Source organism: Streptomyces sp. NPDC018947 (assembly GCF_044390505.1).
Lineage (GTDB): Bacteria > Actinomycetota > Actinomycetes > Streptomycetales > Streptomycetaceae > Streptomyces.
The window spans coordinates 207,456-230,607 of record NZ_JBIRZD010000015.1 but is presented as its reverse complement, the minus strand read 5'-3'; the positions used below and the strand labels follow the sequence as shown (position 1 = coordinate 230,607).

The 23,152-nt window shown below is 72.8% G+C and carries 18 protein-coding genes; 15 read left to right on the top strand and 3 right to left on the bottom strand.

Going from position 1 to position 23,152, the window contains the following annotated elements:
• The 5 genes from ACH499_RS27045 to ACH499_RS27025 all read left to right on the top strand — a co-directional run.
• On the top strand, window positions 1–470 hold a 470-nt coding region (locus ACH499_RS27045), incomplete at its 5' end, for an alpha-glucosidase C-terminal domain-containing protein (protein WP_399018918.1).
• Window positions 467–2,185 carry a maltose alpha-D-glucosyltransferase gene (gene treS, locus ACH499_RS27040; protein ID WP_356206468.1) on the top strand — a complete coding sequence of 573 codons (1,719 nt, stop codon included), beginning with the start codon at window positions 467–469 and terminating at the stop codon, window positions 2,183–2,185. The genes ACH499_RS27045 and treS, both read left to right, overlap by 4 nt.
• A 28-nt stretch (window positions 2,186–2,213) precedes the next feature.
• Entirely contained in the window at window positions 2,214–3,575 is a 1,362-nt protein-coding gene (locus ACH499_RS27035; RefSeq protein ID WP_399018916.1) for a maltokinase, read from the top strand.
• Window positions 3,576–3,578: 3 nt separating this feature from the next.
• Complete coding sequence (glgB, locus tag ACH499_RS27030; protein ID WP_399018914.1) at window positions 3,579–5,804, top strand: 1,4-alpha-glucan branching enzyme; 2,226 nt, start codon at window positions 3,579–3,581, stop codon at window positions 5,802–5,804.
• A gap of 108 nt (window positions 5,805–5,912) precedes the next feature.
• A complete protein-coding gene (locus ACH499_RS27025) occupies window positions 5,913–7,004 on the top strand; it encodes a glutamate--cysteine ligase (protein ID WP_399018912.1) in 1,092 nt (363 codons plus the stop codon).
• Between the two features lie 10 nt (window positions 7,005–7,014).
• Here ACH499_RS27025 and ACH499_RS27020 read toward each other — a convergent pair whose 3' ends face one another.
• Entirely contained in the window at window positions 7,015–7,248 is a 234-nt protein-coding gene (locus ACH499_RS27020) for a DUF6480 family protein (protein ID WP_356206458.1), read from the bottom strand.
• 149 nt (window positions 7,249–7,397) lie between these two features.
• On the opposite strand from ACH499_RS27020, the gene ACH499_RS27015 reads away from it, so the two are divergent.
• Together ACH499_RS27015 and ACH499_RS27010 are read left to right on the top strand one after the other, a co-directional pair.
• Window positions 7,398–9,314: an AMP-dependent synthetase/ligase gene (locus ACH499_RS27015; protein ID WP_356206455.1), complete on the top strand. Its 1,917-nt coding sequence runs from the start codon at window positions 7,398–7,400 to the stop codon at window positions 9,312–9,314.
• Between the two features lie 136 nt (window positions 9,315–9,450).
• The gene (locus ACH499_RS27010; RefSeq protein ID WP_356206453.1) at window positions 9,451–9,885 is read left to right on the top strand and encodes an ATP-binding protein; all 435 of its coding nucleotides are present in this window, start codon (window positions 9,451–9,453) and stop codon (window positions 9,883–9,885) included.
• 9 nt (window positions 9,886–9,894) lie between these two features.
• Here ACH499_RS27010 and ACH499_RS27005 read toward each other — a convergent pair whose 3' ends face one another.
• The gene (locus ACH499_RS27005; RefSeq protein WP_356206450.1) at window positions 9,895–10,374 is read right to left on the bottom strand and encodes an ATP-binding protein; all 480 of its coding nucleotides are present in this window, start codon (window positions 10,372–10,374) and stop codon (window positions 9,895–9,897) included.
• Window positions 10,375–10,420: 46 nt separating this feature from the next.
• Window positions 10,421–10,792, bottom strand: a complete 372-nt coding sequence (locus ACH499_RS27000; protein ID WP_356206447.1) for a PRC-barrel domain containing protein — start codon at window positions 10,790–10,792, stop codon at window positions 10,421–10,423.
• Between the two features lie 380 nt (window positions 10,793–11,172).
• Between ACH499_RS27000 and ACH499_RS26995 the strand changes: the two genes are divergently transcribed.
• From ACH499_RS26995 to ACH499_RS26960, 8 genes are all read left to right on the top strand, one after another.
• Window positions 11,173–15,168: a HAMP domain-containing protein gene (locus ACH499_RS26995; protein WP_356206445.1), complete on the top strand. Its 3,996-nt coding sequence runs from the start codon at window positions 11,173–11,175 to the stop codon at window positions 15,166–15,168.
• A 103-nt stretch (window positions 15,169–15,271) separates the two neighbouring features.
• Complete coding sequence (locus tag ACH499_RS26990; protein WP_399018944.1) at window positions 15,272–17,686, top strand: SpoIIE family protein phosphatase; 2,415 nt, start codon at window positions 15,272–15,274, stop codon at window positions 17,684–17,686.
• A 219-nt stretch (window positions 17,687–17,905) separates the two neighbouring features.
• Window positions 17,906–18,298 carry an STAS domain-containing protein gene (locus tag ACH499_RS26985; protein WP_399018906.1) on the top strand — a complete coding sequence of 131 codons (393 nt, stop codon included), beginning with the start codon at window positions 17,906–17,908 and terminating at the stop codon, window positions 18,296–18,298.
• A 157-nt stretch (window positions 18,299–18,455) separates the two neighbouring features.
• Window positions 18,456–19,352, top strand: a complete 897-nt coding sequence (locus tag ACH499_RS26980) for an STAS domain-containing protein (protein WP_399018904.1) — start codon at window positions 18,456–18,458, stop codon at window positions 19,350–19,352.
• A complete protein-coding gene (locus ACH499_RS26975) occupies window positions 19,349–19,780 on the top strand; it encodes an STAS domain-containing protein (RefSeq protein WP_356206439.1) in 432 nt (143 codons plus the stop codon). The genes ACH499_RS26980 and ACH499_RS26975 overlap by 4 nt, the downstream gene beginning before the upstream one ends.
• Window positions 19,780–20,220, top strand: a complete 441-nt coding sequence (locus ACH499_RS26970; protein ID WP_356206437.1) for an anti-sigma regulatory factor — start codon at window positions 19,780–19,782, stop codon at window positions 20,218–20,220. The genes ACH499_RS26975 and ACH499_RS26970 overlap by 1 nt, the downstream gene beginning before the upstream one ends.
• The gene (locus ACH499_RS26965) at window positions 20,220–21,281 is read left to right on the top strand and encodes a SpoIIE family protein phosphatase (protein WP_399018902.1); all 1,062 of its coding nucleotides are present in this window, start codon (window positions 20,220–20,222) and stop codon (window positions 21,279–21,281) included. Before ACH499_RS26970 ends, ACH499_RS26965 begins: the two co-directional genes overlap by 1 nt.
• Window positions 21,278–23,011 carry a PP2C family protein-serine/threonine phosphatase gene (locus tag ACH499_RS26960; RefSeq protein ID WP_399018900.1) on the top strand — a complete coding sequence of 578 codons (1,734 nt, stop codon included), beginning with the start codon at window positions 21,278–21,280 and terminating at the stop codon, window positions 23,009–23,011. The genes ACH499_RS26965 and ACH499_RS26960 overlap by 4 nt, the downstream gene beginning before the upstream one ends.
• The last annotated feature ends 141 nt before the right edge of the window (window positions 23,012–23,152 follow it).

The window sequence follows — 23,152 nt, the reverse complement described above, 5'->3', positions numbered from 1 at the left end:
CCCTGCGCGAAGGCTCCGAGGAATACCTCGACAGCGAGAAGTACCAGCTCAAACCCCGCGACTGGGCCGCCGCCGAACGCGAGGGCCGCACCATCACCCCCCTCATCACCACCCTCAACACCGTCCGGCGCGCCCATCCCGCGCTGCACCGGCTCAGGAACCTGCGTTTCCACCAGACGGACAACGACGCCGTGATCGCATACAGCAAGCGCGCGGGCGACGACGTCGTGCTGGTGGTCGCCAACCTGGACCCCCACCGCACCCAGGAGGCCACGATCCGTCTCGACATGCCGCAGCTCGGCCTCGACTGGCACGAGTCGGTGCCGGTCCACGACGAACTCACGGGTGAGACCTACCACTGGGGCCGGACGAACTACGTGCGCCTCGAGCCGGGCCGGGCCCCCGCGCACGTCCTCCACGTCCAGCGGACCTCCGCCGCCGCGCCGCACGAAGGGTCAGCCGCCTCATGACCGTGAACGAGCCCGTACCGGACACCTTCGAGGACACCCCGGCCAAGGACCGCGACCCGGACTGGTTCAAACGAGCCGTCTTCTACGAGGTCCTCGTCCGCTCCTTCCAGGACAGCAACGGCGACGGCGTCGGTGACCTCAAGGGCCTCACCGCCAAACTGGACTACCTGCAATGGCTGGGCGTCGACTGCCTCTGGCTGCCGCCCTTCTTCAAGTCACCGCTCAAGGACGGCGGTTACGACGTCTCCGACTACACCGCCGTGCTCCCCGAGTTCGGCGACCTGGCCGACTTCGTCGAGTTCGTGGACTCCGCCCACCAGCGCGGCATGCGCGTGATCATCGACTTCGTCATGAACCACACCAGCGACCAGCACCCGTGGTTCCAGGAGTCCCGCAAGAACCCCGACGGGCCCTACGGCGACTACTACGTCTGGGCGGACGACGACACCCGCTACGCCGACGCCCGCATCATCTTCGTCGACACCGAGTCCTCCAACTGGACCTACGACCCGGTGCGGGGACAGTACTTCTGGCACCGCTTCTTCTCCCACCAGCCGGACCTCAACTACGAGAACCCGGCCGTGCAGGAGGAGATGCTGGCCGCGCTGAAGTTCTGGCTGGACCTCGGGATCGACGGGTTCCGGCTGGACGCCGTCCCCTATCTCTACGCCGAAGAGGGCACCAACTGCGAGAACCTGCCCGCCAGTCACGAGTTCCTCAAGCGCGTCCGCCGCGAGATCGACGCGCAGTACCCGGACACGGTGCTGCTGGCCGAGGCCAACCAGTGGCCCGAGGACGTCGTCGACTACTTCGGCGACTACGCCTCCGGCGGCGACGAGTGCCACATGGCGTTCCACTTCCCGGTGATGCCGCGCATCTTCATGGCCGTGCGCCGCGAGTCCCGCTACCCGGTCTCCGAGGTCCTCGCCAAGACCCCGGCGATCCCGTCGGGCTGCCAGTGGGGCATCTTCCTGCGCAACCACGACGAGCTGACCCTGGAGATGGTCACCGACGAAGAGCGCGACTACATGTACGCGGAGTACGCCAAGGACCCGCGGATGCGCGCCAACATCGGCATCCGCCGGCGGCTCGCGACCCTGCTGGACAACGACCGCGACCAGATCGAGCTGTTCACCGCCCTGCTGCTGTCCCTGCCCGGCTCGCCGATCCTCTACTACGGCGACGAGATCGGCATGGGCGACAACATCTGGCTCGGCGACCGCGACGCGGTCCGCACCCCCATGCAGTGGACCCCGGACCGCAACGCGGGCTTCTCCACCTGCGATCCGGGCCGGCTGTACCTGCCGACCATCATGGACCCGGTCTACGGCTACCAGGTGACGAACGTCGAGGCGTCCATGGCCTCGCCGTCCTCGCTGCTGCACTGGACCCGCCGCATGATCGAGATCCGCAAGCAGAACCCCGCCTTCGGTCTCGGCACCTACACCGAACTGCCCTCCTCCAACCCCGCCGTGCTGGCCTTCCTGCGGGAGTACGAGGACGACCTGGTGCTGTGCGTGAACAACTTCGCGCGGTTCGCCCAGCCCACCGAGCTGGACCTGCGCGAGTTCGCGGGGCGCCACCCCGTCGAGCTGTTCGGCGGGGTCCGCTTCCCCGCCATCGGTGAACTGCCGTACCTGCTGACCCTCGGGGGCCACGGCTTCTACTGGTTCCGGCTCACCCGAGTCGCATCCCGCATCGGCCGCCGCGTGTGAGCGTGGGCCGAGGAAAGGACGCGTCACCATGCCGAAGACCGCACCCCTGCGCACGAGACCCGCGCGTCTCGCCGAGCCGCTGGCGTCACTCGGCGACCTGCTGCGGGAGTGGCTGCCGCGCCAGCGCTGGTTCGCGGGCAAGGACGGGCCCGTGGCCGAGCTCGGCCTGCTGTCGATGACCGAACTGTTCCCGGGCTGCCTGCACCTGCTGGTGCACACCGGGTACGGCCCGGTCCCGGCGCCCGGCGGCGCTCCCCCGGCCGGGGACTGCTACCAACTGCTGCTCGGCGTGCGCGAGCGGCCCTCCCCCCGGCTGGGCCGGGCGCTCATCGGGCAGGTGCGGGACGGAGCCCTGGCCGGACAGACGGTCTACGACGCCCTGCACGACCCCCGTACGGCCCAGTTGCTGCTGGAACGGCTGCGCCGGCCAGGCCGGGCGGGCCCGCTGCGCTTCGAGTGCGACCCGGAGCGTCCGGTGCCCGGAGGACTCGCGCCCCGCATCCTGGACGCGGAGCAGTCCAACTCCTCACTGGTCTACGGCGACGAGTTCATCCTCAAGGTGTTCCGGCGCATCCAGCCCGGGGTCAACCCCGACCTGGAGGTGCCGAGCGCGCTGGCCCGGCAGGGCTGCAGCCGGGTGCCCGCACCGGTGGCCTGGCTGCGGACGACCCACCCGTACGAGGCGACGCTCGGTGTGCTCCAGCCCTTCCTGCACGACGCCTCCGACGGCTGGGCGCTCGCTCTGGAGGCGCTGTCCGCCGGGGACGACTTCACCGTGCAGTCCCGCGAGCTGGGGCGGGCGATGGCCGACGTGCACCTCGCGCTGGCCTCGGCCTTTCCGCCGGGGGCGCCGGGTGAGAACGGCCGTACGGCGGCGGCGATGACCGAGCGGCTGACCGCGGCCGCGCACTGCGTCCCGGCGCTGCGCCCCTTCGTGCCCGGGCTGCGGGCGGCGTTCGCCGCGCTGGCCACGTGCGACTCGGGCCCGCCCGCCCAGCGCATCCACGGCGACATGCACCTCGGACAGGTGCTGCGGGCCGGCCGGGACTGGTTCTTCATCGACTTCGAGGGCGAGCCGTCCCGTCCGCTGGCCGAGCGGCGCAGTGCCCACTCCCCCGTGCGGGACGTCGCGGGCATGCTGCGCTCCTTCGACTACGCGGCCCGGCAGCGCCGCCCGTGGCGTCCCGAGTGGGCGCGCCGCTGCCGGGAGGCGTTCTGCGCGGGCTACGCCGACCGCGCCGGGTGGGACCCCCGCAAGAAGCACGGCCTGCTGCGCGCCTACGAGACCGACAGGGCCGTGTACGAGGTGCTGTACGAGGCCCGGCACCGCCCCGACTGGCTTCCCGTACCCATGGCGGCGATCGAACGACTCGCCGTGAGAGGAGACTGACCCGTGGCCCTCCGCGACACTTCGCTCCCCGAGCCGTCCGCCCCCGCCCCGCACCCCGCACCCGGTGCGTGCGGGACGGCGCCGCCGCTGGACCCGACCGACCGCGGGCGCCTGCTGGCGGGCGCCCACCACGACCCGCACGCGCTGCTCGGCGCCCATCCGGTGGCCGGCGGGATCGCCTTCCGGGCACTGCGCCCGTTCGCCCGCGAGGTGAGCGTCGTCGTCGACGGCGAGCGGCACCCGCTGGTGTCGGAGGAGGACGGTCTCTTCTCCGGCGTCCTGCCGCTGGCGGAGATCCCCGCGTACACCCTCGTCGTCGCGTACGACGAGGGCGAGGCGGAGACGCACGACCCGTACCGCTTCCTGCCCGCCCTCGGCGAACTGGACCTGCACCTGATCAGCGAGGGCCGGCACGAGCAGCTCTGGCGGGCGCTCGGCGCGGAGCCCATGACCCACCAGGGGGTCACCGGCACCCGGTTCACGGTGTGGGCGCCGAACGCCCAGGGGGTGCGGGTCGCCGCCGACTTCACCCACTGGGACGGCACGGCGTTCCCGATGCGCTCGCTCGGCTCGTCCGGGGTGTGGGAGCTGTTCCTGCCGGGCGTCGGCGAGGGCACCCGGTACAAGTTCGAGATCCACTCCCGCTACGGCCACCGGTTCCTGAAGGCCGACCCGATGGCGCGGCGGGCGGAGGAGCCGCCGAACACCGCGTCGGTCGTGACGGCGTCGCACTACGAGTGGAACGACCAGGAGTGGATGCGGCACCGCTCGGCGACGCCGGTGCACGAGGCGCCGTTGTCGGTGTACGAGGTGCACCTGCCCTCGTGGCGTCCCGGCCTGTCCTACCGCGAGCTGGCCGACGTGCTGCCCGCCTACGTCAAGGACCTCGGCTTCACGCACGTCGAGCTGATGCCGGTCGCCGAGCACCCCTACGGCCCGTCCTGGGGCTACCAGGTCACCGGGTTCTACGCGCCGACCGCGCGACTGGGCTCGCCGGACGACTTCCGGTACCTGGTGGACGCCCTGCACCGGGCCGGCATCGGCGTGATCATGGACTGGGTGCCGGCGCACTTCCCGAAGGACGACTGGGCGCTGGCCCGCTTCGACGGGGACCCGCTGTACGAGCCGGGGGACTCGCGGCGCGCCGAGCACCCGGACTGGGGGACGTACACCTTCGACTACGCCCGCACGGAGGTGCGCAACTTCCTCGTCGCCAACGCCGTGTACTGGTGCGAGGAGTTCCACATCGACGGGCTGCGCGTCGACGCGGTCGCCTCGATGCTCTACCTGGACTACTCGCGCGACTCCGGGCAGTGGGAGCCGAACATCTACGGCGGCCGGGAGGACCTGGCGGCGATGGCGTTCCTCCAGGAGATGAACGCGACCGTCTACCGCCGCTGCCCCGGTGTGGTGACCATCGCGGAGGAGTCCACGGCCTGGGGCGGGGTGACGCGGCCCACCGACACCGGCGGTCTCGGCTTCGGTTTCAAGTGGAACATGGGCTGGATGCACGACTCGCTGGAGTACGTCGCGCACGAGCCGGTGCACCGCAAGTACCACCACCACGAGATGACCTTCTCCATGGTGTACGCCTACAGCGAGAACTACGTGCTGCCGATCTCCCACGACGAGGTGGTGCACGGCAAGCAGGCGCTGGTGTCGAAGATGCCGGGCGACTGGTGGCAGCGACGCGCGAACGTCCGTGCCTACCTGGGCTTCATGTGGGCCCACCCCGGCAAGCAACTGCTGTTCATGGGGCAGGAGTTCGCGCAGGGCGCCGAGTGGTCGGAGAAGCAGGGGCCCGAGTGGTGGCTGCTCGACGAGGGGTACCACTCGGCGGGCGACCACCGCGGCGTGCGGGATCTGGTGCGCGACCTCAACACCCGCTACGGGCGGACCCCGGCCCTGTGGCAGCGCGACACCGACCCGGCCGGGTTCCGGTGGGTCACCGTGGACGCGGCCGAGGACAACGTCTTCGCGTTCCTGCGGTTCGACAAGGAGGGCACCCCGCTGCTCGCGGTGTCCAACTTCTCCCCGGTCGTGCGGCACGCGTACGCGCTCGCCGTCGGCGACGACGTCGGTGCCTGGCAGGAGGTCCTGAACACGGACGCCGAGGAGTACGGCGGCAGCGGCGTGACCAATCCCGACCCGGTCAAGCCGGAGGACGGGAGCATCTCGATCACCCTGCCACCGCTCGCCACCGTGTGGCTGATGCCCTTCGGTCTGTGAGGCGCGGCACCCCCAGGTGTCCGGCGGCCCTTCCGGGGGCAGTCGGGGTTGCGACGACCGGAACGCCCGGTCGTCCCCCCGCAGTCCCCCAGAAAGGCGGCATACCCGGTGCGCACCGTCGGAGTGGAGGAGGAACTCCTCCTGGTCGACCCCGAGTCCGGCGAGCCGCGGGCGCTGTCCGCCGCGGTCCTCGCCCGGGCCTCCAAGGACGACGCCGAGCAGGACGTCTTCGAGAAGGAACTGCACGAGCAGATGGTCGAGTTCGCCACGCATCCGCAGGCGGACATGGAGCGTCTGCACGCGGAGATCGTCCGCTGCCGTGAGGAGGCCGGGCGCCACGCCGGCGGCATCGGCTGTGCGGTGGCCGCGCTCGCCACCTCTCCCCTGCCGGTCAGTCCGGCCGTCGGCATGAACCACCGCTACCGGTGGATGGCCGAGCAGTACGGCGTCGTGGTGCACGAGCAGCTCGTCCTCGGCTGCCACGTGCACGTGTCGGTGGAGTCCGACGAGGAGGGCGTCGCGGTCATCGACCGGGTGCGGCCCTGGCTGTCGGTGCTCACCGCGCTGAGCGCGAACTCCCCGTTCTGGCAGGGCAAGGACTCGTCGTACAGCAGCTACCGCAGCCGGGTCTGGCAGCGCTGGCCGTCGGCCGGCCCGACGGAGCTGTTCGGGTCGGCGGAGGCCTACCACCGCCGGGTCGCGGACATGGTCGCCACCGGCACCATCCTCGACGAGGGGATGATCTACTTCGACGTCCGGCTCTCCCGGCGCTATCCGACGGTCGAGTTCCGGGTCATGGACGTCTGCCTGGACGCGAGCACCGCCGTACTGATCGCCACCCTGGCCCGCGCCCTGGTGGAGACCGCCGCGCGGGAGTGGCGTGAGGGCGTGGAGCCGGTCCCGCACAGTGTGAGCCTGCTGCGGCTGGCCGCCTGGCGGGCCGCCCGGTCCGGGCTGACGGAGGAGCTGCTGCACCCCGCGACGATGCGGCGGATGCCGGCCGAGACCGTCGTCGGGGCCCTGCTGGAGCACGTACGGGAGGCGCTGGCCGCCGACGGCGAGCTGAAGCGGGCCGAGAGGCTCGCGGAGGGCCTGCTGCGGCACGGCAACGGCGCCCGGGTGCAGCGCGAGCTGCTGGAACGCACCGACAGCCTGCGCGACGTCGTCGGCGAGTGCGTCCGCCGCACCCAGGCGCCCTGAGCCGCCCGGCTCAGAAGATCAGGGCGAGGGCGTAGGCCAGGAAACCGGCCGCCATCAGCACCACGAGGGCGAGGATCAGGATCAGCGGGCCCTTGGCCCAGCCCTTGGGGGGATTGTGCGCCTCGAACGGGCCGGCCTCGGACATGCTGCTCTCCGCGGGCGGGGTCTCACCGGGCGGTACACCGCCGCCGGGTTCCAGGCCGGTGGTGCGTTCGGGGTCGGGATCGGGGTTCGTATAGCTCATGCCCTCCGGGTCCCCCGATCCGCGCGGATCACCGGGCGGGAACACTTCTGCGGTCCCCGTCCCCCGGGCGGCGCGCCTCGGCTACATTCGAGCCGCCGATGACGGTGCCCGTCGGCGACGTCACCCTCCGCACATGTCAGGAGCAGCGCATGCGCGACCTCGCTCTCGCTCCCGGGGCCGCCGTGCCTCCCCTGACCGGCGGGCTCGCCGACAGTCTCTTCGAGACGGCGGCCCGCACCCCCGCCCTGCCGATGCTCGCGCGCCGCTCCGCCGACGGCCCGGCGGCCTGGCGGCAGGTGACGGCCGCCGAGTTCCGCGACGAGGTGGTCGCCCTGGCCAAGGGTCTGGTCGCCTGCGGGATCACGCCGGGCGGCCGGGTGGCGGTCCTGGCCCCCACCCGGTACGAGTGGACGGTCTTCAGCTACGCGCTGTGGACGGTGGGTGCCGAGGTCGTCCCGATCTATCCGACCTCCTCGCGCGACCAGGTCGAGTGGATCCTGCGGGACGCCGGGTGCGTGGCCGTGCTGGTCGAGGACGAGCAGAGCGTGATGACCGTCGGCTCGGTGTGCGCGTCCCTGCCGGCGCTGCGGCACGTGTGGCAACTGGACGCGGGCGCGCTGGACACACTGGTGGCACGCGGCGAGTTCATCCCGTCCGCCACCGTCGACTCCCTGCGCCGGATCGTCCTGCCGGACGCCACCGCCGTCGTCGCCTACACCTCCGGCACCACGGGCCGCGCCCTGGGCTGCGCGCTGAGCCACCGCAGCCTGGCGGCCACCTGCGACACGCTGCTCGCCGGCTGGGGGCACACGGTGGCGCCCGAGGGGGAACAGGGCGCGGTCCTCGCCTTCCTGCCGTTCTCCCACGTGTACGGGCTGATGATCCAGAGCCTGTGCGTGCGGGGCGGGCTGCTGATGGCGCACGAGCCCCGGATGACCGAGGAGGCGCTGGCGTCGGCCCTGCGCTCCTTCCGGCCCACGTACTTCTACGCCGTCCCCTCCCTCCTGGAGAGGCTGTACAAGACCTTCCTGCGCACGGCCCAGGAGTCGGGGCGCGGGGCGCTGTTCGAGCGAGCGGCCACAACGGCGCGGGACTTCGCCGCCGCACTGGAGCGCCGGCGGCTGGGCCGGGGGCCGGGTCCCGGCTTCGACCTGCGGATGCAGCACGCCCTGTACGAGCGGACGGTGTACCGCCGGCTGCGGGAGGCGCTGGGCGGCCGGGTGCGCCGGGCGACCTCGGGCGGCTCCCCGCTCAGCCGGGAGCTGTCCCTCTTCTACGAGGGCATCGGCATCTACGTGCACGACGGCTACGGGCTGACGGAGACCGGCGGCGGGCTGACGATGCAGCCGCTGGGCCGGGAGAAGTCGGGCACCGTCGGGCAGCCGCTGCCCGGCACGGAGATCCGGCTGGCGGACGACGGGGAGATCCTGGTGCGCGGGCCCTCGCTGTTCCGCGGCTACGTCGGCGACGAGGCCGCCACCCGGCGGGTGCTGCGCGGCGGCTGGCTGGCCACCGGAGACCTCGGGCACCTGGACGACGAGGGCTACCTCGCCATCACGGGCCGCAAGAAGGACATCATCGTCACCAGCGGCGGCAAGAGCGTCGTCCCGGCCGCCCTGGAGGAGCGGCTGCGCATGCACCCGCTCGTGCACCAGGCGGTGGTCGTGGGCGACAACCGGCCGTGCGTCGGTGCGCTGATCACCCTGGACCCGCAGTTCCTGAAGCACTGGCGGGCGAGTCTGGGCCCGGGGGCGGCGGGCGACGCGCCGGTGCGCGAGGCCCGGGTGGAGAACGCGCTGCGGGACGAGGTCGCCCGGGCGGTCGCCGCGGCCAACAGCGCGGTCTCGCGTTCGGAGTCGATCCGGGTCTTCCGGGTGCTTCCGGAGCCGTTCGACGTGAGCAACGGGCTTCTGACGCCGTCGATGAAGCTGCGGCGGGACGCGATCGTGCGCACCTACGCCCTGGAGATCGACGCCATGTACGAGGCGCGCTCCCACCGCCGGCCGCGCGTGCCCGCGCACGAGCCCGCCGCCTGGGAGGACACGGACGACGTCTTCTTCCGGTGACGGCCCGACGGCCCGCGGCGCGGCGCGCCGTTCCCCGGTACACCGGCGCGCGTAGCCTCCGCCCGCTCGGGAACTAACAACGGAGGGGAGGCAAGGAAGGGACGACGCCCGGCGGACGCCGGGCCGGGAAGGCGAAATGGCAGCCGAGTCGCGTTGGGACAGGACACTGGCTTCCGAGGAGATCACGAGTCGCACCGCCAGCTTCACCGGGGAGTTGCACAATGTGACCGGTGCTCGCCTGGTCGCGGAGGAGTTCCTCTACGACCTGGCGCGCGTGTCACCGCCCTCGGCGCCCGAGCACTGGGACGACATCCTGCTGGTCGTCACGGAACTGGCGGCGAACGCCGTGCAGTACGCCCCGGGGCCCTTCGAGCTGCGGATGCGCCGTACCTTCGACGGGGTGCACGTGGTCATGCACGACACGAGCACCACGGAGCCCGCGCCGCGCCCGTTCCATCCGAACAGCGGCGGCGGCGGCATCGGCTGGCATCTGATCCACACCCTGTCCGACCAGGTGAGCGTGGTCACCGGCGGGTCGGGCAAGGACATCCACGTCTTCCTGCCCTGGTGACCGCGCGGCTCAGGCGGCGGGGCGCACCGGGACCAGGGCGCTGATCGTCTTGCCGCCCCCGGGGCGGGGGTCGACGGCCACGTCCCGCGCCAGGCGGGCGACGAGCGGCCAGCCGTACCCCCTGCCGTGGTGCCGGGTGGGGAACGCGTACATCGCGCGGGGCACCACCGCGCTGTGGTCGTGGACGGCTATCCACACGCCCTCGTCCGTGGTGCGCACGTCGAAACCGGCCAGTCCGCCGCCGTGCTGGATCGCGTTGGTGACCAGCTCGGAGACGACGAGCAGCAGGTCGACGACGTCCTCGGCGCGTACGCCGCGACCGGTGCCCTCCCAGCGCTCGCGCACCGCCGACTCGGTGTACGCGCGGGCGCTCGCCGCGCTGGTCACGCCGGCCGGGGCCGCGGTGCCCGCATCCCGGCCCGCTCGAGCTCGCGGCCGGGCGCGGACGGCACCGGATGCGGCCGTGGTGATCGCGTCGCTGCGTCCCATGTCCGATGTGCCCCCGGCTTCGGCCGTGCTGTCGTTCCCCACCGGGTCAGCCCCCCGCGGTCTCCCTCGGCGGCAACCGGTGGTAGTAGTCGCCCACGGCCGCCAGGTAGTCCCGGTCCATCGTCTCGCTGTCGGTGCGGAACCTGGGGGCGGCCTTTATCTCGGCCCTGGTGCAGGCGACGCTGACCGTGCGGGCCTCGGGGTCGATGCCGCGGATCACGCCGACCGGGATGAGCACGCTGCGTCCGAAGACCCAGACGCCGGTGTCGACGACCAGGTGCCGCATGCCGAAGTGATCGGCCTGCCGGTCCACGTGCCCGACGGTCCCGTCACTCGCCTGGACGGTGCAGCCCGTGAGGTCCCGCGTCCCGGTGTGAGTGCTGTCCGTCCTGTACGACCAGATGCTGTCCGTCGGCACGCTGTCCCTTCCTCCCGCGTGGATCGGCGACTGCCGAGCCGGGCGGACGGCTTGGTCCGGACCGGCTCCACAGCAGCGGATACCCGGCGCGGGCCGCGGCATTCGGAACGTGTGACCGGGCGCCCGGGCGGAACCCGGTCCCGGGCCGGTACCGCAGAGCCCGGAACGGACGCTTCCCGGGTGCGGGCCCGCAGGTCACCGTGGGCGGCGGCCCGCTTTGTTCCGCGCTCGGCACCTGGGTTAGCCTCTGACGTATTTCTCATCGAGCAGATCCGTGAACTGCGGAAACGCACGCACAGCAAACCGGGCCGAGCGTCGGTCCGGAGGGGTTCCGAGTCCTCGGGTGCCGAGGGCTCCTGGGGAGCGGAACGAGGGTGCGCATGACCAGCGACAGCACCGGAACCGTGGACGCGGTTCCGGGCGATCAGGAGTTGCGACGGCTCCTTGCAGGCCTGACGGCCGTACGGGACGGGGACTTCGGCACACGTCTGCCGGACGACGCCGACGGGCTTCTGGGGGACATCGCCAAGGTCTTCAACGGCATGGTGGACCAGTTGTCCGTGTTCACCTCGGAGGTCACGCGGGTGGCCCGCGAGGTGGGCACCGAGGGCACCCTGGGCGGGCAGGCCCGGGTGCCGGGCGTCTCGGGCACGTGGGCCGATCTGACCGACTCGGTCAACGCCATGGCGGGGAACCTGACCACTCAGGTGCGGGACATCGCGCAGGTCGCCACGGCGGTGGCCAAGGGCGACCTGTCGCAGAAGATCGACGTCGACGCCCGCGGCGAGATCCTGGAGCTGAAGAACACCATCAACACGATGGTCGACCAGCTCTCCGCCTTCGCCGACGAGGTCACCCGCGTCGCCCGCGAGGTCGGCACCGACGGGCGGCTCGGCGGGCAGGCCGACGTCCAGGGCGTCAAGGGCACCTGGCGCGACCTCACCGACTCGGTGAACTTCATGGCGGGCAACCTCACCAACCAGGTCCGCAACGTCGCCCAGGTGGCGACCGCGGTGGCCAAGGGCGACCTGTCGCAGAAGATCACCGTGGACGCGCGCGGCGAGATCCTGGAGCTGAAGAACACCATCAACACGATGGTCGACCAGCTCTCCGCCTTCGCCGACGAGGTCACCCGCGTCGCCCGCGAGGTCGGCACGGCCGGCAATCTGGGCGGGCAGGCCCAGGTGCGCGGGGTGTCGGGCACCTGGAAGGACCTCACCGACAACGTCAACGTGATGGCGTCCAACCTGACCGGGCAGGTCCGCTCCATCGCCCAGGTCGCCACCGCGGTGGCGCGCGGCGACCTGTCGCAGCGGATCACCGTCAAGGCGGAGGGCGAGATCGCGGCCCTGGCCGAGGTCATCAACACGATGGTCGACACGCTGTCGGCGTTCGCCGACGAGGTCACCCGCGTCGCCCGCGAGGTCGGCACCGAGGGCCGGCTCGGCGGCCAGGCGCACGTGCCGAACGTGGCCGGCACCTGGAAGGACCTCACCGACAACGTCAACTCGATGGCCAACAACCTCACCAACCAGGTGCGCAACATCGCGCTGGTGACGACGGCCGTGGCCAGGGGCGACCTGTCGAAGAAGATCGACGTCGACGCGCGCGGCGAGATCCTGGAGCTGAAGACGACGATCAACACGATGGTCGACCAGCTCTCCGCCTTCGCCGACGAGGTCACCCGCGTCGCCCGCGAGGTCGGCACCGAGGGCCGGCTCGGCGGGCAGGCCGAGGTGGAGGGTGTCTCGGGCACCTGGAAGCGGCTCACGGAGAACGTCAACGAGCTGGCCGGCAACCTGACCCGCCAGGTGCGGGCGATCGCCGGGGTGACCAGTGCCGTCGCCGAGGGCGATCTGACGCGCTCGATCAACGTGGAGGCGTCCGGCGAGGTCGCCGAGCTCAAGGACAACATCAACGCGATGGTGCAGTCCCTGCGCGAGACCACCCGGGCCAACCAGGAGCAGGACTGGCTGAAGACCAACCTCGCCCGGATCTCCGGCCTGATGCAGGGCCACCGGGACCTGCCCGTGGTCGCCGAGCTGATCATGGACGAGCTGGTGCCGCTCGTCTCGGCGCAGTACGGCGCCTTCTATCTCGCCGAGGACGGCGACGAGGGGCCCGAGCTGCGGCTCGTCGGCTCCTACGGCTACCCCGAGGACACGGACAAGCCGGTCCGGATCGCCTTCGGCCGCACACTGGTCGGCCAGGCCGCGCGCAGCCGGCGCACCATCGTGGTGGACGAGCTGCCGCCGGGCTACGTGACCATCTCCTCGGGGCTCGGCCAGGTGGCGCCGAGCACGCTGGTGCTGGTCCCGATCGTGGTCGAGGGCCAGGTGCTCGGTGTGATCGAGCTGGCCTCGGTCACCGAGTTCACGCCGATCCACCGGGACTTCCTCGAACAGCTCATGGAGACGATCGGGGTCAACGTCAACACCATCGTCGCCAACGCCCGCACCGACGAGCTGCTCGCCGAGTCGCAGCGCCTGACGGCCGAGCTGCAGGCCCGGTCGACGGAGCTCCAGGTGCAGCAGGAGGAGCTGCAGCGCTCCAACGCCGAGCTGGAGGACAAGGCGTCCCTGCTCGCCACGCAGAACCGGGACATCGAGGCGAAGAACCTCCAGATCGAGCAGGCCCGGCAGGAGCTGGAGGCACGGGCGCAGCAGTTGTCCCTGGCCTCGAAGTACAAGTCGGAGTTCCTGGCGAACATGAGCCACGAGCTGCGCACCCCGCTCAACAGCCTGCTGATCCTCGCCCAGTTGCTGGCCCAGAACCCGTCGCGCAACCTGACCCCGAAGCAGGTCGAGTACGCCGGGATCATCCACTCGGCCGGGTCGGACCTGCTCCAGCTCATCAACGACATCCTGGACCTGTCGAAGGTCGAGGCCGGGAAGATGGACGTCTCCCCGGAGCGGGTGACGCTGCGGCAGCTCATCGAGTATGTCGAGGCCACCTTCCGGCCCATGACGACGCAGAAGGGCCTGGAGTTCGCGGTGACGACGGCCGCCGGCGCGCCGGCGGACCTGCTGACCGACGACTCCCGGCTGCGCCAGGTGCTGCGCAACCTGCTGTCCAACGCGGTGAAGTTCACCGAGCGGGGCCGGGTCGAGCTGGCCATCGAGCCGGCGCCGGACGACGAGGTGCCGCAGGGCGTGGTGCGGGGCGGTGCCGTGGTGGCCTTCCGGGTGAAGGACACGGGCATCGGCATCCCGGAGCAGAACCTCGAGTCGATCTTCGGGGCGTTCCAGCAGGCCGACGGCACGACCAGCCGCAAGTACGGCGGCACCGGGCTCGGTCTGTCGATCACGCGGGAGATCGCCCAGTTGCTGGGCGGTGCCGTCACCGTCGACAGCACGCCCGACCGGGGCAGCACGTTCACGCTGTTCCTGCCGGTGGCCCGGCCGGACTTCGAGGAGCTGCTGGGCCGGGGCGCCGAGCAGGTGCCGGCCGAGTCCCCCGCCGACGCCCTCGCGGGACCGGTCGTGCTGCCCGAGCCGCCGATCGGCCAGCGGCAGCGCCCCCGGCGCCTGCTGGTGGTCGAGGAGCGTCCGCGCGGCCTGCTGACGCTGGTCGCGGAGAGCGTGGTCACCGACCTGTCGCACGGCCGGGACGACGCGGGCGACCGGCCCCCGCTGGACGTCATCACCGCCGTGGGGGCGCAGGAGGCGGCGGGCGCGCTGGCGGCCGAGCCGTGCCACTGCGTCGTCCTGGAGCTGGGCATGCCGGACTCCGAGGCGTCGCGTTTCCTGGAGGCGCTGCGGGGCGACTCGGCACTGGCGAGCGTGCCGGTGCTCGTGCACAGCGGGCACCGCGCGGACGCGGCGCTGGAGGAGAGACTGCGCACGGCCGCCGGGGGCGGGGCGCTGGAGTTCCTGTCCAGCCTGGACGAGCTGCGCGAGCGGATCGCGCTGCACCTGGCCGCCGAGGAGCCCGGTGACGTGCTCTCGCTGGTGCGGTCCGAGGAGCCGCAGCGGCTGGCTCCGCTGCCCCTGGAGACCGCGCCGTCGGGCCGCACCGTCCTCGTCGTGGACGACGACGCGCGCAACCTCTTCGCGCTCAGCGGCATCCTGGAGCTGCACGGTTTCCGGGTGCTGCACGCGGAGAACGGCCGCCGGGGCATCGAGACGCTGATGGAGCATCCCGACATCGCGCTGGTGCTGATGGACGTGATGATGCCGGAGATGGACGGGTACACGGCGACCGCCGAGATCCGCCGGATGCCGCAGTACGCGGACCTGCCGATCATCGCGGTGACGGCGAAGGCGATGCCGGGCGACCGGGAGAAGAGCCTCGCGTCGGGCGCCAGTGACTACGTCACCAAGCCCGTCGACACCCGGGACCTGATCGCCTGCGTCCGGCGCTGGCTGCCGTCATGAGCACCCAGGCCGTCGTCCCGTACACCGGTGGGCCGGGCGGTGCGCGGCGTGTCCCGCCGCGCACCGTGGCGGTCTCCAGCCGAGGAGCGTACCGATCGTGAGCATGTCCGAGCAGCCGCCCGAGCCGGGCGGCGGTGAGCCGCGGGACGTGGCCGGGGTGTCCCCGGTCTCGCCCGTGGGCCGGCTGGCCGCCACCGTCGAACGGCTCAGCCGCGAGGTGCGGGCCGCCCAGGCGGAGGCCGAGGGGCGGGCGCTGATCGAGCTGGCCAAGGGCATCCTGGTCGCCCGGCTCGGGTGCGGTCCGGCGCAGGCCGCCCGGCAGCTCGCGGAGCTGGCCGAGCAGTCCCAGGTGACGCCGCTGGAGTTCGCGGTCGACGTCATCAACCAGGCCGCACGGGACCGGATGTCGGAGGTCACCGACGCCTTCCTCGCGGCCACCGCCGCGGCGGAGGCGGAGAAGGCCGAGGACGCCGATCAGCAGGCCGCGGAGTCGGCCGCCGTGCGGCTGCGGGCCGCCGAGAGCGGCGCGCTGGCCGCGGACGACACCCAGGCCGTCGCGGACGCCCTGCTGGAACAGGCGCTGCGTCCGCTCGGTGCGGTCGCCGTGGCCATCTGGGCGGCCGGTTCCGACGGCTCGCTCACGCTGGCCGGCTGCGCCGGGTTCTCCGCCGCCGAGGCCGCCCGCTGGCGGTATGTGCCGCCGGACGTGTCGACGGTGGCACGGTGCGGACTGACCGAACGCGCCGGGCAGTGGATCGGGTCGCTGTCCGAGACCGGGCTGCCGAGCGTGGGCCGGCACCAGTATCCGGACGGCGGACGGGCCGCCGTGCCCGCGGGCACGGGCGGCCGTATCCACGGTGTGCTGGAGATCGCCTGGCCGCAGCCCCTGCCCCCGCAGCCGCCGCAGGTGGTGCGTCAGGTGGAGGCGCTGGCCGAGCTGTGCGCGCACACGCTGGAGACGTACGTCCCGCCGCACGGCGCGGGGACGGAACCGCGGGTGATGCCGGACGCGGCGGAGCTGATGGACCTGGCCGACGGGCTGCACGACCCGGCGCTGGTCCTGGTGCCGCACCTGGACGCGGACGGGAACCTGGCGGACTTCCGCATCCAGCACGTGAACAAGCGCTTCATGGACCCGGCCGGCCGGCCGCGCGCCATGGTGGGCGGCGCGCTGCTGCTGGAGGCCTATCCCATGGCCGCCGGGGACAGCGAGCTGTTCCGGAGCGTGGAGCGGGTGTACGCCACGGGTGAGCCGTTCCGGGCGCGGCGGATGAACCTGACGGCGCTGGTGGACCAGGTGCCGCTGTCGGCGGTCGCGGACATCAGCGTCAGCCGGCACGGCAACGCGGTGCTGCTGATCTGGCGCATCGAGGACGAGACGGCCCGGCTGGCCAGTCTGCTCCAGCACGCGCAGCGCCTCGGCCGCATCGGCGGTTTCGAGGAGAACCTGCTGACCGGTGAGATCACCTGGAACGGGCAGCTCTTCGACCTGTACGGGCGGGCGCAGACGAGCACCCCGGTGCCGCTGGAGGACCTGGCGGCCCACGCCCACCCGGACGACGCCGTCACCATCGGCCGGTTCCTGCGCACGCTGCTGCACCACCGCAGGCCGGCGTCCGCGGCGTTCCGGCTCCAGCGGCCGGACGGGGTGACCCGGCACGTGCGGGTGGTGGCCGAGCCGGTCCTGGACACCGACGACCGCCTGCTCGTCGTACGCGGCGCCTACCAGGACATCTCGGCGCAGCACTGGACGGAGGTGGCCCTCGCGGCGACCCGCGACCAGCTCGCGCACACCGAGCAGCAGGCCATGGAGCGGGCCCGGCTGACGCTCCAGTTGCAGCACGCCATCATGCCCCCGGCCCAGGACCCGCTGCGGGTGCCGGACCTCCAGGTGGCCGTGCGCTACCGGCCGGCGGAGACGGAGCAGCTCGTGGGCGGCGACTGGTACGACGCCGTGCTGCTGCCCAACCGCATGGTGCTGCTGTGCGTGGGGGACGTGGCCGGTCACGGCATAGAGGCCGCGACCAGCATGGTGGTCCTGCGCAACGCGCTGCGCGGCCTGGCGGTGACGGGCGCGGGGCCGGGGCAGCTCCTGTCGTGGCTGAACATCGTGGTGCACCACCTGACGGGCGGGGTCACGGCGACCGCGGTGTGCGGCCTGTACGACCCGGACCGGCAGACACTGCGCTGGGCCCGGGCGGGGCATCTGCCGCCGGTGCTGGTACGGGGCTCCGAGGCGAAGCCCCTGCCGCTGGTGCGGGGCATGCTGCTGGGCGCGGTGGCGGAGGCCGTGTACGAGGAGGCCGAGGTGCAGCTCGCCGCCGAGGACACGCTGCTGATGTACACCGACGGCCTGATCGAGCGCCGTGACCGGTCGGTGGAGGAGTCGCTGGCACACCTCCTGAGCACCGCCCAGTCCTCGCCCAGGACCCTGGACCAGCACCTGGACCGGCTGCTCACCTACAGCAGGTCGGACACGGACGACGACACCTGCCTCGTGGGCATCCGGGTCGGGTGACGCGGAGGGTCGATTTCCGGGCGTCGGCGGAAGACCCGTTCCGTACGGCGTATGGCGACGGGATTCGGGGGTAGACGCCGGGCGCGGTGAGCGGTGTCCGCGGTGCGGCCGGCACGCCGGTGGTGAGAGGTCGGCCACCGGCGCGCCGTCGGCCGCGGACCGCGCAGTCGCTCACGGGGGTGGTCCCGCCCCCGGCCGTCAGGATCGTTGGAGGTACACGTGCCCATTGCCCAGAACCCGCTGTCCGTCGAGGTGTCGCTGCCCCGGGAGGACGTCGCGCTGCTCAAGGTGGAGGGCTACCTGGACGTCGACACGGCGACCGAGTTCCAGCACCACCTGGCCAACCAACTGCACCACGGCAGGCGGCACTTCCTGCTGGACCTGTCGGACGTGCCGTTCATGGACTCCTCCGGGATGAACATCATCCTGCGGGTGTACCAGGAGGCGCGCGAGCTGCCGGGCAGCGTGCACATCATCTCCCCCGCCCCGGCGGTGCTGCGCATCCTGGACCTGACGGGGGTGAGCATCACGGTGCCGGTCTCCGACAGCGTCGAGGAGGCGCTCTCCCGCGTCGACCGGGAACCGGAGGGCCCCGAGGTGCCCGGCGCCTGAACAGCAGGACCGTACCGCCGCTCGTCCGGACCGTTCGTGCGGGAGCAGGTGTCGTACGAGATCAGCGGGTGGTTACAGTTGTCGCCCGGCAGAGTCACGTCGCCGTCACGTTGCCCGAGGGGTCGGTACGGCGCAACGCGGATGAGGAGTGGAACAGGTGCCGGAGCAGGCGGAGAAAGCGGCCGGATCGGCGACACAGGAGATCAGGGAGTTCCTGCGGCGCCGCCGTGAGCAGATCGCCCAGCGGTGGGCGGACGAACCCTTGTTCCGTGCCGTGTTCACCATCTCGCGGGACGAGGCGGTGGAGGCCGGGAAGTCCGTGGTGGACGCCCTGGCCCAAGTCGCGGACGCGGCACGGGTGGAGGACCCGGACGCGGCGGGATTCACCACGGTGCGCGAGCAGTTGGCGCGGATGGGCGCGGCCCGTTCCCGGGCCGGGCTGAGCACCGCCCAGGTGTCGAGCGAACTGGCCACCCTGCGCCCGCCGGTGGAGAAACTGCTGCTCGCCGATCTGCCGGACGCCCCCGCGGACCACGTCCGGGACTGCGTCACCACGCTGAGCGTCCTGATGGGCACCCTGCGGGTCGTGGTCATGCAGACGGCGCTGAGCGAGGGGCAGGCACTCATCGACCGGCAGCGGCTGCAGTTGCTGGAGGTGGCCACGCCCGTCATCAAGCTGTGGGACGGCATCGTCGCCGTGCCGCTGATCGGGACGCTGGACAGCGCCCGCAGCCAGGTCGTGATGGAGACCCTGCTGGAGTCCATCGTCGAGCAGCAGGCCCGCTACGCGATCCTGGACATCACCGGCGTCCCGACCGTCGACTCGCTGGTCGCCCAGCACCTGATGAAGACCGTCGCGGCGGCCCGGCTGATGGGCGCCGAGTGCATCGTGTCCGGCATCCGGCCCGCCATCGCGCAGACGATGGTCCACCTCGGCCTCGACCTCGGCACCGTGGTGACCCGCGCGAGCCTGGCCGACGCGCTGGGCTACGTGCTGCACCAGCTCGGCGTCGGCATCGTGAACCCCGTGGCGAACGGTCCGGTCGCGCGGTGAACGAGGCGTTCCCGGGGCCCGGAGCGGGTCCCGTCGCGGGCCATGTGCCGGTGCTGCGGCTCGGCGACGTCCTGCTGGTCACCCTCCAGGGCGACCTGCACGACAGCACGGCCCAGCAGCTCCAGGAGGACCTGGCCGAGACCATCGTGCGCAGTGGCGCGACCGGCGTGATCATCGACATCTCCGGTGTGGAGATCGTCGACTCGTTCCTCGGCCGGGTGCTCGCCGAGATCGCCGGGCAGACCGACCTGCTGGCCGCGCGGACCGTGGTGGTCGGCATGCGTCCCGCGGTCGCGATCACCCTGGTCGAGCTGGGGCTCACGCTGCCGAGGGTGCACACCGCGCTGAGCACCGAGGTGGCCATGGAGCTGCTCGCGGCGGGAGCCGCGTCGTACCGCTTCGGCGGCCTGCGCCAGGAGAGTCCGTGATGCACACTGCCGCGGGCGCCCAGGCCCGCCTCCCGATCCGTTCGGACATGGATCTGGTGTGGGTGCGACAGCACGTGCGGCAGGCGGCCGCGCAGCTCGGCTTCGGCCTGGTCGACCAGACCAAGCTGGTCACGGCGGCCAGCGAGCTGGCCCGCAACACGCTGGTCTACGGCGGTGGCGGGGTCATGGAGACGGAACCCGTCGCGCAGGGCGGTGCGCAGGGGCTTCGGCTCACGTTCAGCGACGAGGGGCCCGGCATCGCGGACGTGGAGCAGGCGCTGAGCGACGGCTTCACCTCCGGCGAGGGTCTGGGCATGGGCCTGGGCGGTGCCCGCCGCCTCGTGCACGAGTTCGCCATCGAGAGCGAGCCCGGTGCCGGCACGACGGTGCGGGTGACCTCCTGGGTGGGCCGGCCGCCGCGGCCGCGGGAGGAGACCTGATGCCCCGTGTGTGGGAGGTCCCGGTGCACGACTCGACCCGGGTGCGTGACGCCCGGGTGGCCGCGGAGCACGCGGCGGCCCGGGCCGGGCTGGACGAGCAGTGCACGGCCTCGGCGGCGCTGGTGGCGACCGAGCTGGCGACGAACCTGCTCAAGCACGCCGGCGGCGGCCGGGTCCTCATCGACGTCGTGTCCCCGCCCGTGCTCACCGCGGGCCGGGAGGACGCCCGGGTCGTGCAGATAGCGACGGTCGACCACGGTCCGGGCATCGCGGACGTGCCCGCCGCCCTGAGCGACGGTTTCACCACCACGGGCTCGCTCGGTGCGGGCCTGGGCACCTGCGCGCGCCTCGCCGACGACTTCGACCTGCACAGCGTGCCGGGCCGGGGCACGGTGGCGCTGGCCCGGATCGGCGGCGCCGCCCGGTTCCGCGCCTCGGGCGACCCGGTGGCCGCGGTGCGTGCCGGGGGCGTGAACGTGCCCTTCGGCGGCGGCGACTACTCGGGCGACGCCTGGGCGTGGGTGCGGGCCGGGGACCGGGTGACCCTGATGCTGGCCGACGGCCTCGGTCACGGCCCCGAGGCGGCCCGGGCGTCGTCGGCCGCCGTGGAGGCGCTGCGCGGCGCGGCCCGTCTGGTGCCGTCCGAGGCGCTGAAGCACCTGGACGCGGCGCTGTCCGGCACGCGTGGCGCGGCCGTGGCGCTGGCCCAGGTCGATGTGCGGGCCGGGCTGCTCAGGTTCGCCGGCATCGGCAACGTCGGCGCCCGGCTGTGCGCGGAGGGCACCTGGCGGCCGCTGGTGTCCCAGCCCGGCATCGTCGGCACGCACCGGCCGACGACCGTGCGCGACGAGGAACGGGAGTGGGGCGAGGACCGGGTGCTGATCCTGCACAGCGACGGCCTGCCGAGCCGCTGGACGCCCTCCCCCGACTCCTGCGCCCCCTCGGTCGATCCGGCGGTGACCGCGGCCGTGACCGTCCGTGACGCCAGCAGCCCCGCCCGCCCCGTGCGGGACGACACCGCCGTGGCCGTTCTGTCCTCGACCCCGCCGGACCGCCGATGACCCGTACCTGGCAGATCTCCGGCGTCACCGACGCCGCCCGGGCGCGTATCGCCACCGCCCGCATCGCCGCCGCCCACGGTGTGCCGCCGCTGGAGCGGGTACGGCTGGCGGCGGCGCTGAGCGCGAGGCTGCGGCAGTGCCTGACCAAGGGCGGCACCTGGTCGCTCACCCTGGAGACGGGCACCGAACCCGCCGGCACGCCGGACGCCGGGCGGTGCGTGCTGCACGCCCTGGTGACGCGGGAGGGCGCGGCGGCCGACGGCGAGCCGCCGTGGCGGACGACGGTGCCCTGCTCCGAGGCGATGCCCGCCGACGGCGAGGACTCGGTCGCGGACGACCCCGGGGCGCTGGCGGAGGCGCTGCTGGGCGCGGACGAGGACACCTCACTGGTGCTGGACCGGCTCGCCGAGCAGGAGGACCTGGTCGCCTTCCACCGGGAGGAGCTCCAGCAGACGAACCAGGGCGTCGTGGCGCTGCACGCCGAGCTGGACGCCGCCGGGCGGGCCCAGCGGGAGGCGTTCGCCGCCGAGCGCAAGGCGCGCACCGAGGCGGAGAACGCCCGCCGCCGGCTGATGTTCCTGGCGGACGCGAGCGCGGTGCTCACCGCGTCGCTGGACCACCACGAGATCGTGCGCCGCCTGCCGGACCTGCTGGTACCCGAGTACGCCGAGACGGTCGACGTCTGGATCTTCGAACAGGACAGCGACCGGAACGGGTCCCCGGCGCACGCCGCGGCGGCCGTCGTCGCCGCCCGCACCGGACGGCCGCAGTACGCCGCCCGGCACCCGGGCGGGCTGCCGGGCGTCCAGGACCAGCCGCCCTCGGCGCTGGAACCGGACCGGCCCCTGCTGTGCATCCCGCTGCAGACCCGGGGCGCGCCGCTCGGAGTGGTGACGCTCAGCCCGCCCGGGGAGGGCTGGGACCCGGACGACGCCGTGATGCTGATCGAGCTGACCCGGCGGGCGAGCATCGCCATCGACCACGCGCAGCGCTACCAGCACAACCGCGACATCGCCGAGACCCTTCAGCGCGCCCTGCTGACGGAGCTGCCGGCCCCGCCCGGCCTGAGCCTGGCCGCCCGGTACCTGCCGGCCACCCACGGGCTGAACATCGGCGGCGACTGGTTCGACGCGTTCCGCCAGCCCGACGGCGGGGTGATCGTCGTGGTCGGCGACGTGACCGGGCACGGGCTGCGGGCGGCCGTGATGATGAGCCAGCTCCGGACGGCGCTGCGGGCCTACGCGGTGGACGGCGGCAGCCCCGGGCGGCTGCTGACCCGGCTGCACACCTTCCTGCACCACCTCCAGCCGGACCTGTTCGCCACCGCCGTCATCGCGCGCTTCCACCCCGACGACCCGACGATGACGTGGGCGGCGGCCGGTCACCCGCCGCCGGTGCTGCGTACCCCGGACGGCGCAGTGCGCATCCTGGACGCCAAGCCCGGCGCGATGCTCGGCATCCCGCTCCAGCAGGAGATCCACGACCACACGGAACTGCTCGCGCCGGGTTCGACGCTGGCGCTCTACACGGACGGCCTGGTGGAGCGGCGGGCCCGCGGCATAGACCCGGGCATCGGGCGCCTGGCCGACGCGCTGGGCTCCTTCACGCCCGATCAGTTGGCGCGGGACCTGGAGGGCTCGGCGGACGGGATCCTGCGTCCGCTGCTCAGCGACTCCGAGCGCGACGACGACGTGTGCCTGCTGCTGTGCCACCTCGACGGCACCGGCTGACCGGAGCGCCACGGCACCGCTCCCCCGCCCGTCCCGTCACCACCGCTCCGCGCTTCCCTTTCCGTCCGTTCACGCGCGCCCGGTGCGCCACGGCCCCGGCCGGGGCATGGTGGTGCTCAGGGTGTGTCGCCTGCCTGGCGC

Bases quoted from the DNA above. Each gene is read 5' to 3' on its own strand.
- ACH499_RS27020 (WP_356206458.1), bottom strand. From the start codon at position 7,248: ATGAGCTATACGAACCCCGATCCCGACCCCGAACGCACCACCGGCCTG.
- ACH499_RS26995 (WP_356206445.1), top strand. From the start codon at position 11,173: ATGACCAGCGACAGCACCGGAACCGTGGACGCGGTTCCGGGCGATCAG.
- ACH499_RS26965 (WP_399018902.1), top strand. From the start codon at position 20,220: ATGCCCCGTGTGTGGGAGGTCCCGGTGCACGACTCGACCCGGGTGCGT.
- ACH499_RS27035 (WP_399018916.1), top strand. From the start codon at position 2,214: ATGCCGAAGACCGCACCCCTGCGCACGAGACCCGCGCGTCTCGCCGAG.
- ACH499_RS26970 (WP_356206437.1), top strand. From the start codon at position 19,780: ATGCACACTGCCGCGGGCGCCCAGGCCCGCCTCCCGATCCGTTCGGAC.
- ACH499_RS26960 (WP_399018900.1), top strand. From the start codon at position 21,278: ATGACCCGTACCTGGCAGATCTCCGGCGTCACCGACGCCGCCCGGGCG.
- ACH499_RS27010 (WP_356206453.1), top strand. From the start codon at position 9,451: ATGGCAGCCGAGTCGCGTTGGGACAGGACACTGGCTTCCGAGGAGATC.
- ACH499_RS27005 (WP_356206450.1), bottom strand. From the start codon at position 10,374: ATGGGACGCAGCGACGCGATCACCACGGCCGCATCCGGTGCCGTCCGC.
- ACH499_RS27015 (WP_356206455.1), top strand. From the start codon at position 7,398: ATGCGCGACCTCGCTCTCGCTCCCGGGGCCGCCGTGCCTCCCCTGACC.
- ACH499_RS26990 (WP_399018944.1), top strand. From the start codon at position 15,272: ATGTCCGAGCAGCCGCCCGAGCCGGGCGGCGGTGAGCCGCGGGACGTG.
- treS (WP_356206468.1), top strand. From the start codon at position 467: ATGACCGTGAACGAGCCCGTACCGGACACCTTCGAGGACACCCCGGCC.